At 67.0% G+C, this 14,383-nt stretch carries 13 protein-coding genes; 5 read left to right on the top strand and 8 right to left on the bottom strand.

Annotated elements, in window-relative coordinates; genetic code table 11:
- Positions 1-97 precede the first annotated feature (97 nt).
- Both ACFW3F_RS17285 and ACFW3F_RS17290 read right to left on the bottom strand, forming a co-directional pair.
- The gene (locus ACFW3F_RS17285; protein ID WP_388059471.1) at positions 98-1,309 is read right to left on the bottom strand and encodes a hypothetical protein; all 1,212 of its coding nucleotides are present in this window, start codon (positions 1,307-1,309) and stop codon (positions 98-100) included.
- A 17-nt stretch (positions 1,310-1,326) separates the two neighbouring features.
- Complete coding sequence (locus ACFW3F_RS17290; RefSeq protein WP_388059473.1) at positions 1,327-2,589, bottom strand: hypothetical protein; 1,263 nt, start codon at positions 2,587-2,589, stop codon at positions 1,327-1,329.
- A 311-nt stretch (positions 2,590-2,900) separates the two neighbouring features.
- Here ACFW3F_RS17290 and ACFW3F_RS17295 point away from each other — a divergent pair, with 311 nt between their 5' ends.
- From ACFW3F_RS17295 to ACFW3F_RS17310, 4 genes are all read left to right on the top strand, one after another.
- On the top strand, positions 2,901-3,296 hold the full coding sequence (locus ACFW3F_RS17295) for a DUF4189 domain-containing protein (RefSeq protein ID WP_388059475.1): 396 nt from the start codon (positions 2,901-2,903) through the stop codon (positions 3,294-3,296).
- A gap of 83 nt (positions 3,297-3,379) precedes the next feature.
- A complete protein-coding gene (locus ACFW3F_RS17300) occupies positions 3,380-5,206 on the top strand; it encodes a dynamin family protein (RefSeq protein ID WP_388059477.1) in 1,827 nt (608 codons plus the stop codon).
- Positions 5,203-6,627, top strand: coding sequence for a GTPase (locus ACFW3F_RS17305; RefSeq protein ID WP_388059479.1), 1,425 nt, complete (start codon positions 5,203-5,205; stop codon positions 6,625-6,627). Before ACFW3F_RS17300 ends, ACFW3F_RS17305 begins: the two co-directional genes overlap by 4 nt.
- A gap of 30 nt (positions 6,628-6,657) precedes the next feature.
- Positions 6,658-8,484 (top strand): Hsp70 family protein, encoded by a 1,827-nt coding sequence (locus ACFW3F_RS17310; protein WP_388059481.1) that lies wholly within the window; start codon positions 6,658-6,660, stop codon positions 8,482-8,484.
- 60 nt (positions 8,485-8,544) lie between these two features.
- On the opposite strand, the gene ACFW3F_RS17315 is transcribed toward ACFW3F_RS17310, so the two are convergent.
- From ACFW3F_RS17315 to ACFW3F_RS17335, 5 genes are all read right to left on the bottom strand, one after another.
- The gene (locus ACFW3F_RS17315; RefSeq protein ID WP_388059483.1) at positions 8,545-9,432 is read right to left on the bottom strand and encodes an SHOCT domain-containing protein; all 888 of its coding nucleotides are present in this window, start codon (positions 9,430-9,432) and stop codon (positions 8,545-8,547) included.
- Positions 9,433-9,843: 411 nt separating this feature from the next.
- Positions 9,844-10,509: a DUF732 domain-containing protein gene (locus ACFW3F_RS17320; protein WP_388059485.1), complete on the bottom strand. Its 666-nt coding sequence runs from the start codon at positions 10,507-10,509 to the stop codon at positions 9,844-9,846.
- A 295-nt stretch (positions 10,510-10,804) separates the two neighbouring features.
- Complete coding sequence (locus ACFW3F_RS17325) at positions 10,805-11,041, bottom strand: hypothetical protein (RefSeq protein ID WP_388059487.1); 237 nt, start codon at positions 11,039-11,041, stop codon at positions 10,805-10,807.
- 186 nt (positions 11,042-11,227) lie between these two features.
- Complete coding sequence (locus ACFW3F_RS17330; protein WP_388059489.1) at positions 11,228-11,425, bottom strand: hypothetical protein; 198 nt, start codon at positions 11,423-11,425, stop codon at positions 11,228-11,230.
- Between the two features lie 166 nt (positions 11,426-11,591).
- Entirely contained in the window at positions 11,592-12,248 is a 657-nt protein-coding gene (locus ACFW3F_RS17335) for an MspA family porin (RefSeq protein ID WP_388059491.1), read from the bottom strand.
- A 279-nt stretch (positions 12,249-12,527) separates the two neighbouring features.
- On the opposite strand from ACFW3F_RS17335, the gene ACFW3F_RS17340 reads away from it, so the two are divergent.
- Positions 12,528-13,571 (top strand): DUF6924 domain-containing protein, encoded by a 1,044-nt coding sequence (locus ACFW3F_RS17340; RefSeq protein WP_388059493.1) that lies wholly within the window; start codon positions 12,528-12,530, stop codon positions 13,569-13,571.
- Between the two features lie 94 nt (positions 13,572-13,665).
- On the opposite strand, the gene ACFW3F_RS17345 is transcribed toward ACFW3F_RS17340, so the two are convergent.
- A complete protein-coding gene (locus tag ACFW3F_RS17345; RefSeq protein WP_388059495.1) occupies positions 13,666-14,358 on the bottom strand; it encodes a hypothetical protein in 693 nt (230 codons plus the stop codon).
- Positions 14,359-14,383: the final 25 nt, after the last annotated feature.

Here is a 14,383-nt window from a genome sequence, read left to right on the forward strand (position 1 = left end):
GACCCGCTACTGCGGGTCCGGGCACCGACTCTGGGCGTCAATGGTCGGGGTTTACCGTTGTCGCAGGATGTCGCAGGATGTCGCAGGATGTCACCGGTTAGCGTGCTCGTTGGTCGGCGGTCGTCAGGATCAGATACTGAGCCGAGGCTTGTTGGTGAGCATCGGTTTTGGTGTTGCCGATGATCTGGGCGCCGTACCGCCCGACAGTCAATGCGCAGCTGTGCGCTTGGCTCGTCGGGTGCTTTTGGCATGTGGCGGTGGGGTAGCCGGGTGGGCTACTGGCATCGGTCCAACCTCGAGCACGGTTGGACCCGAGGACGCTGTCGACGTAGGTGCGTGCGTCCTCGGCGGTGTCGGCGCGGAACACCGCCGAGTTCTCCACCGCGGTGGCATCGGCGCCGACCTTGGTCAGCATCTCGAAGTCGGTGGCGGGGTCGGTGCTGGTGTGAGCGATACCGCGCGGGCCGTACACCGCCCCGCGATCGGGGGAGCCGGGGTTCGCGCGAAGATAGTCCGCGGTGAACGGCAGCGCGTAGATGAGAATGGTGTCGGGGTCGATCAACGGCGCTTCGCCGTCGGGGGTGGGCGTGAACTCGTCGATGTAGATTTCTTGCTGGGTGATGGCGTTGGCTATGCGCGCCAGTGATTCCCCGCTGCGGAACTGCGGCGTGGGGCCGTAGTAGCGATCGAAGAACACATACGAGTCGTGAGCGGTGACGGCCAGGATCGCTGTGGACGCACCGAAATCCTGGATGACAGTTCGGGTGCCCGGCGCCCCGTCGAGCGGCACGATGGGCTTGTTGTCGACTTGGGCGACCGCGGCACTCATTTGTTCGGCAGCCGTCGCGGCGTCGGCAGGGCTGCGATATTTGAGGACCGCGTGTCGAAGCAGATGCCGAGTAGCGCCGACGTTGGCTTCACCGTTGTCAGCAGTGGTGACATACCCGGTGACGAATGCGGTGTTGGCTGGCACGTTGGCCGCGCCCGGGGTGACCGCACGACTGATTCCAGCGGCGTCGTCGAGCTCGCCGATCGGCCATTGCCCGTGTGTGAGATCAGGGTTGACCTCGAACGGCGCCAGCACGAACTGCGCCATTCGGGTTGCCTCGACCCGTGCGGGGTCGGTGACCGCGCGGCCGAACGGGGCTCGCGCCCGGGTGGGGTAGTTGCCGGTGTCGAGGGCATCGACCTGCACGGCAGGGTCGGTCAGTGTTGCCGAGCTGGGCTGGCCGTCGACAGAGCAGCCGGCCAGCACTGCGGTCACCGCCGCGGCGGCTGCGATCGAGCGACCGAGGTAGCTGCGCGTCATCGTCACCCCTCTATCGTCTACTTGGCGTTCTGGTCGGCCTTGGTGAGGATCAGATACTGCGCCGCGGCCTGCTGGTAGGCGTCAGTTTTGTTGGGCGACTGCACTTCTCCGACGTAGCGGCCGACCTGCACCTTGCAGTGATAGATCGTGTACTTGCCGTCGGCGCTGGATTGGGCAGAGCAGTTGGCGGCCGGCAGCCCGGGCGGTGCGTCGATCTTCTGATCGGCGGCGTCGCTGGTGGCGGCGAGCGTGGCGGCCTGCTCCTCGGTGTCGGCGCGGTAGACGATGGAACGCTCGATGGCGTTCGCTGTCGATCCGGCCGCACGAAGGTCGTTGAAGGTACCGGCCGGGTCGGTGGAGAAGTGCGACAAGCCGCGTGGCCCGTAGACCGCGCGCATGCTCTGCTGCGGTCGGCCGGTGATGCCGTTTTCCATCTCGGTGTCGGTGTAGGGCAGGGCGTAGATGAGGATGCTGTTCTCGTCCATCTTCGGCGGCTGAAAACCTTCGCCGTTGCCGCGGGCGGCGTTCTCCGCAGCGGTGGGGGTGCGCGGGAATTGGTCGATCAACGCCGACTGCAACGTGATTGCTTTGCGGGCCATTGGCTCGAGCTGGTCGGAGTGGGCCGCCAGGGAGGAGGCGAACTCGTAGATCACGTACACCCCGTGCGGGGTGTAGGTCGTGAGGTAGCTCTTGTCGTTGCGGGTGGTCTCGATGGCGTAGGTGCCCTCCACCCCCGGCAGGCCGGTGACCGGGCTGTTCTGCTGGCGGGCGCTGACCTGGGCGAGTTGCTGCGCGGCGGCGCGGGCGTCAGCGGCGGTTTCGTAGCGCAGCACCATGTTGTGCAGGCCACGCGGGTTGTCGCGCTCGGTTGGTGCGGTGGTGAACAAGGATGAGAAACCGCCGAGCAGTGCGTCATTGGCCGGGATGGTCGCGGCATCGGCGCTGATGTGTGGCACCAGGTTGCTGCGGCTGGTGATCGGTGCGTTGGTCTTGTCCGGGAAGGTCAGGTCCGGGTCGACCTCGAAGGGCACCACGATGAACTGCGCCATCCGCTGGCTTTCGACCTGCACCAGTTGCGAATCGTCGGCAACACCGAACGGTGCGCGTGGTTCGGTGGGGTAGGCGCCCGGATCGAGAGCGGCCAGATCGACCGTCGGCTCGGCGCTACCGGCACTGGAAGCCGCCGAGGATTCGGGTGCGGGTTCGCCGCCGGTGGAGCATGCGGCCAGCATGCTCGCGGTGACCGCGGCTGCGGCCGCAAGTGGGTACCAACGCTTCATCAGGTCTCGTTTCTCTCCTGCAGCCCCTGCCGCGGAGGACCAACGACCTCACCCGGGCCAGCGCTGCACACTGTGGTGATCAGTGAGTTGCTGCGCGAACCCCGAACGGTTCCCCCGAAACCCGAATCTGCACGATCCTCTTGTTCGGCTGCAGAATAGTGCGCCCACTTTTGTGCCTGCACAGTCGGGTCTGCTCTCCCGTGGGCGGTGAGCCATTCGAACGGTCGAAACCACCCGTCTCGACCCCTAGGTCTGCACGGGGCTCGATCTAGGGTCGAGACGTTCCCGAGCCCGGATGAGGAGCCCGTTTGATGTTTACCTCGACACGTGGTGTGCGCGCAGCGTTGACCGGTCTGAGCGTGCTGGCGGCCGGTGCTGGCCTGTTGGTGGCGCCGACACCTGCCCAGGCGGCCGAGCATGTCTACGGGGCGATCGCGATCTCCCAGCGCACCGGCAACACCGCCTCCGCGATCAACTACGCCACCGCAACGGCGGCCAAACGTGCCGCCGAAGCGAAATGCCGGGCGTCTGATTGCCAGTGGGTGGTGCAGATGGACCGCAACTGCGGTGCGGTCACCCAGCAGCCCCGCACACTGCGGTGGGGGTGGGCTTACGGTCCGACCCGACGGTCGGCTGAGGTGACCGCGGCCCATCACTCCGGGTCCGGGTCACGCACGATCCTCTGGGCCTGCACTGCCGGCGCCTGACACCGCCATTTTGCGTTGCCCTGCCCCTTCGACCAGCATGCTTCCATGACCGGTCGGGGGAACGGCGGCACCGCTACGAGACGATGGTCGGCGTGAACACGCCCGCAGCACCCCAAGAGGGGGTCGACGCGGCCGCCGTGGCGGTCGTGACTGAGGCGGGAAAAGTGCTGCGTGCCTACAAGCACGAGGCCGTCGCCGACCTGGCTGAACAGAAATTGCGTCGCGCACCGCAGCGCACCGTGGTGGTGGCCGGCGAGGTGCAGCGCGGCAAAAGTTCCCTGGTCAACGCCCTGATCGGCTACCGCGACCTGTGCCCGGTCGGCGTCGATGTCACCTCCTCGGTCGCCGTGTCGGTCACCACCACCGGTGATCTACCCGCCGCGCACACCGCCGAGCTGTTCTTCCCCTCCGGCCCGCGCCCGGCCGAGATCGGAGAGCTGGCCGACTGGGTGACCACCGGCGGCCGCATGGTCTGCGATCGCAGCGTCGATGAGCTCCCCACCGCGGCGGCGATCGCGCTGCGCGAGGCCGCTGTCACCGATATGACCCTGATCGACACCCCCGGGGTCGGCGGCCTGGACACCGGCTTGGCGAAACTGGCTGCGCACTCCACCCAGCAGGCGTGCGTGCTGGTCCTCGTCTGCGATGCCTCCGCCCCGATCACCGCCCCGGAGATGACCTTCGTCCGCGAGGCCACCGCCGGAGTCGACGCCGTCGTCGTGGCCGTGACCAAGACCGACAAACACCTGGGGCGCTGGCGGGCGATCGTCGCCGAGAACCAGCGCCTGATCACCGAGCACCTTGGGCGCACGGTGCCGGTGATCGGGGTGTCGAGCCTGCTCGCCGTCCTCGCGGCCGACACCACCGACCCACAGGCGCGTCACCGCCTCGAGGTCGACTCCGGTATCGCCGCCCTGCGCGCGGCGATCACCGACCGTCTCGACGCCGCCGCGGCGGCCCCGCACCTGGATGCGGTCCGTACCTGTCTGGAGGGGTTGCGCACCGTGCGCACGACCATCGCCGACGAGCTCGCCGCGCTGACCGCCGGGGCGAAAGCGTTGCCGGACCTGACCGCCGAACGTGACCGGCTCACCGACCTGCAGGCCCAGTCCCGACAGTGGGAGCAGTACCTCGCCCGGGACCTGACCCTGCTGCGGCAATCGGCGGTCGATGACCTCGAACGCCGCCTCGATGGGGTGCGCGAGAAGTGGACCACCTACATCAACAGCAACGGTATGCAGGTGCTGCGGCGCAGCGAACAGAAGTTCACCGCCGACATGCAGGTCGATCTGCAGATGGCGATGGCCGAAACTCTCGCCGGGTTCCTGCACGAGCTGCACGACACGATCATCACCCCACGCTTCGCCGACGACCCGGCCGTGTGGGAACAGATCAGCGACCGCATCGTCGCCTCGATGCAGGACAAGAAGATCGAAACCCACCAGGTCACCAGCAAACGCCAAGGACTGCTCGATCCCACTCTGCTGACCATGGGCGTGGTCGGGTCCTCCACCCTCGGTGGGCTTGTCGGCCTCTCGGCGCTGATGGGTGTCGGCGCCGTCGTCGGCGCGGTGTGGGTCGGAGTGAACTTGAGCTTCCGGGCGATCCGCGCAGGCAAGACCAACCTACTGGCCTGGCTCCGGGAAACCCTGGCCGCCACCAAGACCGCTACCGGCCGACTCCTCGACAGCGCCGTCGCCCAAGCCCGCCCCGACATCGTCATCCGCTACCGAGATCACCTGCGGGCCAGCATCGAACAGTTGCAAACCACCATCACCCACGTCCAGGAGACTGCGGCCGCCGACGCCGCCACCCGGGAGAAGTCCACTCAACGCCTGACCTCGAATCTGGCCATCGTCGACAAACGCATCCTCGCCGCCCACGCGCTCCTCGACGGAGACTCGATATGAGTAGCGCCGCAACGGATTCGGTGCACACCACGCTCGACCGCGGCCTGCACCAGCTGGCCGCGCTCGGCGGGGACTGCATCGACCACGCCAACGCGATCGGCGCCATCTTGTGGTCACCGCCGCGCGTGGTGGTCGTCGGCCGACTCAAAGCGGGCAAATCCACGCTGGTCAACGCTCTGATCGGTGCCCCGGTCGCCGAGACCGCCGCCCTGGAGGCCACCAACGTCGTCACCGTCTACCGCGACGGGTCCCCGTCCCGGGCCGAAGTCCTCGCCCTCGACGGCACCCGCCACCGCGCCGCGCTCCGCCCAGGTGCCGGGATCGAGTTGCCGATCCCGTCGGCCGAGGTCGCCTACGTCGACCGATGGCTACCCTCAGCGGCGCTGCGCGAACTCACCCTCATCGACACCCCCGGCCTGTCGACGCTGACCGCAGGCAACGACGCCGCCACCCGCCGGGTGATGATCGACGGCTTCGAACAGACCCGCACCGCCTCCGTCGATGCCGATGCCGCGGTGTTCCTCTTCGATGCCGCACCCCGAGTTGATGAGATCGAGTTCCTGCACCGGTTGCCGTTCACCCCGTTGACCATGCTCGGGGTGCTCTCGCGCGCCGACTCCTTCGGCGAGGGCGCCTTCGGCCGCTGCGACCCGCTCGAGCACGCCCGCACCCACGCCACCGCCATGGCCGGCCCGCTGGCCGGGATCGTCCACACCGTGGTCCCGGTGTCGGGGCTGATGGCCCAGACCAGCCACACCGGCATGCTGACCGAACGCCACGCCGCGCTGCTCGCCCAGCTCCGCGACGTCCCGCCGCTGGAGGTGCTGCGGATCTTCGACTCCGAGGACCCCACCAGCGGGGGAGTGCCGCCGGCCGACCGGCGTGAACTGCTCGCCCTGCTCGGCGAGTACGGCGTCCTCAATGGCCGCCGGGTCGCCGCCGACGGCGCCGCAGCCCTCAACGCCTGGCTGGCCGAACGATCCGGGATCGCCGCCCTGCGCCACGCCCTGACCGCAGCCACCGGACGGTTCGCCGTGCTGCACCGCGCCCACCGCATCCTGGCCCGCCTCGATCAACTGGCCTTCACCCACCCCGCCCGCGACCACATCCGCACCCTGACCGCCGGTCTGCGCACCGACCCGGCCCTGGCCGCGGTGACCGTGCTCGAGGACTACCAGCGCATGCTCGACATCGACCCCGACGCCGCGGTCACCGACGAACTGCGCACCATCCTCACCGCCACCACCCCCGCCGGCCGCGTCGGCCTCGACGGCCACCCACCACCGGCCGTCGTCGCCGACGAAGCCCACCGACGCCTGGCCGCCGCCCAGCAACGCACCCTCGCCACCCGGTCCGCCGCCGAGGACGCCGCCCTGGTCACCCTCATCCGCACCTACACCGCTCTGGCCGCCGGCCACTGACACCCACTCGCGCACAGGACATCCGACACCATGACATCTGCCACCCACGCCTGGTCTCTGGCCATCGACTTCGGCACCAGCAACTCCGCGGCCGCGCATTCGGGCGCCACCAGCCGCAGCATCGAAGCGCTCTCGCTGACCCACACCAGCAACCTGATGCCCTCGGCGGTGTTCGTCGACACCGCAGGCACCGTCCTCGTCGGGGGCGCCGCCCTCAACTCCGCCGCGCAGAACCCGGCCGGGTTCATCGCCTCACCCAAACGCCTCATCGGCGCGCAACCAGCCGTCTCAGCCAACCGGCACACCCTGCCGGTCTACGCCCTCGTCGCCGCCGTGATGCGCACCATCATCGGCCGCGGCGTCGCCGCACACGCCGGCACCATGCCCGACCGGGTCGTGCTCACCCACCCCGAAGCGTGGGCACCTCAACAGATCCAGGTCCTCACCGACGCCGCGATGGCCGCCGGCATCCCGGCCGAGCGGATCACCACGATCTCCGAACCCCGCGCCGCGGCCGGGCACTACTCCCGTTCGCATGCCCTGCAACACGGCACCAGGATCGCGGTGTTCGACTTCGGCGGCGGCACCCTCGACATCGCCGTCCTCGAGGTCACCCCCACCAACACCTTCCAGGTCATCGCCGCCCGCGGCGACAACGGCCTGGGCGGCAAGAACTTCGACGCCCTGCTGCAACGCTGGGTCGAGGACCGCCTCGCCGACCGCGACCCCGACCACGCCGCCTGGCTGCGCCGCACCGCCCCCATCGACGCCATCCAGTCCCTGCAGGACTCCATCCAGCAGGCCAAAGAGCTGCTGTCCGAAACGCCGTCGGCCACCATCACCGTGCCCGGCCCCGGCGAACGCACCACCCTGCAGATCACCCGCGACGAGTTCGACGAACTCATCACCCCCGCCGTCGACGCCGCCGTCCAGCTCACCCGAACCACCCTCGCCGCCGCCGGACTCACCCACCCCGACCAACTCACCGCCCTCTACCTCACCGGCGGCTCCTCCCGCATCCCCCTCATCCAGCAACGCCTCGGTGAACTCGGCCCCGTCGCCACCCTCGACGACCCCAAAACCGTTGTCGCCCAAGGAGCGCTGCTCACCGTGTTGGCAGACTCGGCGCCCACCCAGCCGCGCGGCATCCCCGAAGCCGCCGACCTCATGCCGACCTGGAACACCCAACCCCGCACGCTGCGCTCCCCAGCACACCCCGACCAGCCCACCTCCACGCGCCGACGCTGGCTCCGCATCGGCGCCGCAGCGGTCGGCGTCATCGCAGCCGCCGCGATCGTGACCACCATCGTCACCACCGCCAGCGGCAGCGACGACAACCCCACCGAAACACCCCAAGCCACCCAAACCCTGGGCACCGACACCACCGCCGCCGGGCCCACCGGCGAAGACGGCGGACCGATCCTCACCGACCCCGACCAGATCCGCCAGCAACTCCCCGGCGCCCTGCAATCACAGATCACCGACTGCACCAACGGCAGCTTCACCGACAACGGCGCGCTCAAGCTGGACTGCACCCTCAACGAGAACGGGACCCTCAGTGGCCTCAAGGTTGCGGGCGGCCTCTCGCCCTCGTTGCGGATCCACATCAACGTCGACGACAACGAAGCAGCCCGCGAGGTTCGTAACCTGCGAAACGGGGTCTACAGCGGCGGAAAGGGCACCGTCGTCGAAGACACCAACCGCCAAGCAGCCGCCGAGATCGCGCCGAGCCTCAGCGACAACGAGTACGACATCAGCTACGCCAACACCGGTACCGGAGTGGTCCTTTCGGTCTCCGAACTGTCGTCGGCAGAGAACGCCCGCACATTCCTCACCCGCTCAGGACTTATCAGCTGAGTACCTGCCCGCTGCCCTGCATGACGAGGAACCGCGAAGCCCGCAGAAGACGCGACAGCCTTACATTCGGTCGAGCAGCTCGGCCTTCTTGCGACCGTATTCCTCGTCGGAGATCAAGCCCTCTGCGTGGAGATCGGCGAGATGACGGAGTGTAGAAGCAATGTCGACACGTGGACCAGTGCCGGTCCGGCCAATTTGGGTGTTCTGTCTGCGTGCGCCCTCTCGGGCGGCTGTGGTCTCGACGACTAGTTCCTCGACGAGCTGCGTCGGGCGAGGCTCGCTGAAGAGCGCGACGTGTGATGCCATGTTGATGGCGATATCCGAGGTGATGAGACCTCTTCGGAAGCCCAATGATTCAATCGCGTCGAAAGGGAACACCTCGACACGTGGTCCGAGGTACTCACCCACGTACAGCAGACGCTCGGTGGTAAGGCACAGCAATCCCAACTTCAGCTCGTAACTCCCGTGGAGAACGATGCGCACCCGTTCATCGGGTGTGAGGAGCACGTTGAGGCGGTGAACTGCCCGCCCCAGGACGGGGTCACTCTCGCGGACGTTCGCGAGAGTGACGGCGGCTTCAACGTCTGCTCTGAGCGCTCGAGTCGAAGGCGAGACGGCGGGCTTGGGCGACGACGCCTCCGCTGGGTTCGGTTCTTCGGGACCAACAGGGGGCTGAATCGGCATACCAGCCACAACCTCGTCTAGGACGAGGTGATGCTGACGGCCCTGGGTGTCGATACTCCAGTCGACCAGGGTGATGGTGTCGGTCGCAGGGCGGACTCCTGCTGTCAACGTGGCGGCCCACCGATTCTTGAGAATGGCACGTGGCGAATGCGCGGTGATGGGGTTATCGCGGCCCTCGTAGGTGAAACCCGCCGCAGTTAGACCAGTAAGCAGTGCTCGATAGACAACGTCATAAGGACCGTCGAACTGATCTGTTCGACTCATTCTGCTGCCCATAGGCCATGGACTATAGCTGTCGCCGCAAAGTCCAGAGATCATGTTGCGACGCTACGACCGCCCGGGCCTCTCAATCGCCGAGTGGTCGGACTAGTGGGGTCGTGGCAGGTCGAGTCTCCAAGCACACTCACGTGGGCACGCCCAGTCGGCAGTCGGCGGCAGGGGCGAGAGCGACCTGCGGGTGGACGCAGAACGCCCACCCGCAGTCATGGGTTCGGCTCAGCCGAGCCGGTTGTCAGGGTTGAAGTTGCCCGTGCCTCCGACGACGACGTCTTGGCCGTCGACACCGAAGTCGTAGTCAGCTAGCTCTGGCCGGGGGCCTCGTCGGTTGTCCCAGGCGGTCTGTTTCCGCTCACCCAGCTTCGGTCGAGCAATCAGGGCAGTCGTGATGATCAGCGATCAGCCGGGTGTTTTGTATCGCTGGTCTTCACAGAGGGTTCCTGTCGCGGCTCCCACCACTACGGCCGCTTGGTCGGGTCTCCAGCTGGGCCCATTGGTCAGGATGTACCAGATGGTTTCCTCGGCGGAGTGCCCGTCGCGTAGGTACGTGCAGATGTCACGTCCGAGGGCGATCAACGTGTCTCGGTCCATGCGAACCCCGCCCGCCGTAGCTGTCATGACGAAGGCGGTCTCCGAGATGAACTCCTCGTCATCTGGTGAGGGAGGTTCATTCGGTGGCAGCGGCGGTGGAGGGGGAGGCGACGGTGAGTTCGATGGAGAGGGTGAAGTAGATTGCGACGCTGACGCATTAGTTTTGGGGGACAACGAGGGTGCTGTCGGCGTTGCCGTCGCTTGGGTAGTGTCCAGCGTCTCGAGTCGTTGTGATCCCACAATGACTACCGCGGCCACCGCTATCAGTGCAGCGACGCCCAGCATCCCGAGGACGACCATGGCTCGCCGCTCAGCTTTCGAATTGGTTGCTCCAGGAGTTGAGCCAAAAGTACGAGAACTCCAGAGTTGCTCGTCGTACGGGTGGGTATGCGCGGTCCACTTCTGGCCGTCCCACCACCGAAGGAGCCCGGGCTCATTCGGGTCTTTGTGCCAGGCGGGAGGATAGGTGCGCATGCAGGCACCGTACAGCTCAGTTTGCAACCCGAACTGCGCTTTTCGGTCCGCAGATCGGAAACGACCGACTGAACGAGTCTCGCGGGTGGACCACGCGGCGTCCACCCGCAGTCATCAGTTCAGTTAGTTGAGCCTCATTGGGAGGCTGGCGAAGTTGCCCGTGCGGCCAACGGCCAAGGGGCTGAATGTATCTGGGTCACCTATCTGAATGAGGCGACACGGGTCCTCGCGCGGTCAACATGCCAAAAGCCCGGGCCCTCTGCTGACCAGCAGAGAGCCCGGGCAGACGAACTTCTCAGCCGCCGTGACTGGGTGCCTGTGCCCCGTCGGCAACGTCTCCGCTAGAGCCCGGGTTGGCCTGCCCGTAGTGAGGCGGCAACTTCTTTGACAATTGCTGTTCGAGCTTGTTGGGCACGGCCAGTGCGGCGCCATCGTCGGCGGCGCCGGCTGCGGCTGTGCCCGCAGTTACACTGCCGCCCACAGCGATCAATCCGGCGATCATCAGTCCACTGGCGAGCCTACGAGCAAACACGCGATTCATCATCAGGTCCCCGACCTTCCATTTGCGAACAACTCCAACAAGACCCAACGTAGAGGAACCAACTACGAGTCGCTACCTACGGCAGTGGTCAACCATGACCATCGGATGAACCTGCGGATGGGTGCTGGGCGCGCCCATCCGCAGGTCATCCGGTTCAGCTCAATCCGAGCTCCGCGGTCAGGGCCAGGTGAAGTTGCCTGTGCCGCCGACGATGACGTCTTGGCCGTCGATTCCGAAGTCGTAGGTCGTCAGCCCGTCGTCGCCGTGCTGCAGCTCGATCGGGGCGGCCGAGGCCAACCCGCCGCCCAGTAGCGACAGCGCACCGGCCACCGCGACGGCCGCCACTGCGGATCCGATCGTCTTGGTTACGCGCATCTGAATGTTCCTTTCGTCATGCCCAGCCACTCGACTGGACTTCGATGTTTCCGCACGTCTGCGGTCACGGACTGTGCGCGGCGCACAGGTGGTGCGTCCACAGATGGGTTGCCGTCCGGGTGGTGGAAGTTCCGGCATGGAAGGACATTTACGGATCGTTCGTCGCTTACAGGTAGACGACGCGGCCGTAGACGGCGTTGCCGTCGTTGGCTTTCGGGGTGCTGGTTTTGAGGATGGCGTAGGAGCGGACCGCGACCGGGCCAGCGCATCCGTCGATGCTGATGTGGCCTTCGCGGGTCGTGGTCGACGCACGTCCGGCGCCAACGGCCTTCTTGTCGAAGGTGACGGTGGTGATCTTGCCGGGTGACATCGTCACCGACAGACTCGGCTGCAGGAGGGCCTGCGGGCTGATCGAGAGGTTGCCGCTGGGCCCGGTGGCGCTGATCCCGCCGCCTCCGCTCCCACCGATGCCCAGGCTTGCCCCGACACTGCCGGTCACCGATTCCAGCTGTACCGCGCACCCGATCATGTAACCGGCCTCGAGTTCGCCTGTGATCGATACGCCGGCCTGCCCGGACGGCGGCGTCAAGTTCGACACCGCCCGCATCGACATGAACGCTTCCCGCGACGTCGGCACCGAGGACAGCGGCGCGACCTTCTGCACCTTCTCGTGGGTGGAGGCGATCGAGGCCTTCCAGCCGTCGTCGGTGACCCAGCTGCGCTGATGCCCCGGCTGGGCCTCAGCGGTGCCGGCGGCGAAACCGCTGGCCAGGGCGCCCATCGACACGGCGGCAACGGCAATGGTCATGACGGTCTTGTTCATCGGAGTGTCCTCTGGTCCTGTCGCAGCGAGTCGCCGCGCCCTTGTGCTGGCAGTCCCGCCCCGTTCATCGGGGCGAGAAATGTGCTCTGCGTGAGCAACTGAGGATTGGTTGCCCTGTGGCACCGAGAATGTTCCCGGCTGCACGATGCATGTTGACGTCGGCCAGCTTGGCGGGTGTGTCGTCGGCGCGGTCGCGTCCCGTTCGGCCCTAGGGTGGCGGCTGGGGCAGCCGCTAGAAGAGTGTGCTGCGTGGGGGTCAACAGCAACGAGGAGCGGTTTGTGGCGCACGCACAGTACGAACACCAAGGAACTGGATTCATCGCCATCACGGGCGGATTCGCATCTTTCGAGCCCGAGCAGTATCAGACCTGGAATGCTGGCCCACATCGGTTGGGTATCGGCATTCAGGACACCAAGGACTACACGCTCAGCTACGAACCCGGTACGCCGGGATTCGGTCCACCGAGACTTCCCGAGTTGACGTTCCTGATCCCTGATGGGCCGGCCCCGATGGTCGTCGATCTCGAAACCCACGACGCAGAGCCGCCGCTCATGCCTGCCGCCGAGGGCTGGGCCAACGTCGAGCAAGGCGGCGCCGAATTCGGCTACCTACCTGTGACGATGCAGCCGCTGGTGTGGGGGGACGAACATGACAGCATCGTTGGCGATGTGTTGGCCTCAATACCCCACGGGTGGAACATGGTCCGCATGTCCTGCCGGGACCGGAGACCCGAAGATCCCGTCCTGCAGGTGCGTGTCGACATCTGGCCGATCCCCGAGTCGGCCGGCCTCGAAGTCATCCGCTACACGCCGCCCGGGTCTCGCGGCCCGTCCGAGGACGCCGAGGTGCGCGAGCGCATCGAATCCGCCGTGACGATCGAGGATGCACCGTCGGTGTCTGGGCCGCTCGACGCCGACCATCTTGCAAACCTGTCACTGCTGATCCGCGGCGATTTCAGCGACCCTGAGGCGTGGACGACGGTGGCGAACGCTGCGCTGGCCCCCGATCCCGTCGACGGGTTCACCGCCGATCTCACCCTCGTCGATGACCCCACCTACGACAACATCACCGCCGACGAGCTCGCACACGCGATCGGGGAACCGCCACCGTTCTACGTGTTCCTATGCGACACCCAGACCCTGTCCCACCCCGACCACCCAATCCTGGCCATCGATCTCCACGCCGAGGACACCACACATCGGAGCGTGCGGGTTGTGCCCGCTGCGATGTGGTCGATCGAGAACAACCTCTCCCTGGCCAACATGGACTTCGCCGACTTCGTCGGCGCCGCCGACACCGACGGCATCTTCCGCGGATTCTGACGCCGACCGGAGATCGCGAACCCAAGACACAACGATGCCCGACCCCGCGCAAGGGGTCGGGCATCGACGGTGGTGACGTGAGACCAGACGAGGGTCAGACGAGGGTGTCGCTGTCGTAGCCGCGGGTGGTGTCTTCGGGTGCGTCCGGGGTGTCGCTGTCGGTGCCGGTGTCGTCGCTGTACACGTCGAGCTCGCCGTCACCGTCGGTGTCTTGGCCGTAGACGTCGGCGTGGCCGTCGAAGTCGGTGTCGAGCGCCACGGCGTCAAACTGCCCGTCGCCGTCAGTGTCGACGGCGACCGCGTCGATCGCTCCGTCGGCGTTGGTGTCGACGAGCAGCGTGTCGGGGGCACCGTCGCGGTCGGTGTCGGTCAGCACGGTGTCCGGTGCGCCGTCGCCGTCGGTGTCGGCGGTCTGGGTCACCAGCTGCCCGTCTTCGTAGGAATCGACCTGGGTGAGGTCCCCGGCAGCGTTGAGGTGGGCGACCTCATCGACCACACCGTCGCTGTCGAAGTCGCTGGCGATCACGGCGCCGCCCTCGGCGGTCGGTGCCGCCGCAGTGTCGACCAGGCCGTCACCATCGGTATCTGCCTCCACCAGCACCACCTCGCCGGCCTCGTCGTAGTGCACGTCGACGGCATTGCCATTGCTGTCGGTGGTGTGCACCACCTCGCCCGCCGGGCCAGCGGCCTCCGAGTCGGGTGCGGGCGCATCGGCAGGGGTGGCGTCCGGGTTGTAGGGCTCATCAGGGCTGATGATCGGGGCGTCGCTGCTAGGGGTACCGGACATGGTGAGGCCTTTCGAACTCGGTTCT

Source organism: Gordonia sp. NPDC058843 (assembly GCF_042743165.1).
In the GTDB taxonomy this organism is placed as follows: Bacteria; Actinomycetota; Actinomycetes; order Mycobacteriales; family Mycobacteriaceae; genus Gordonia.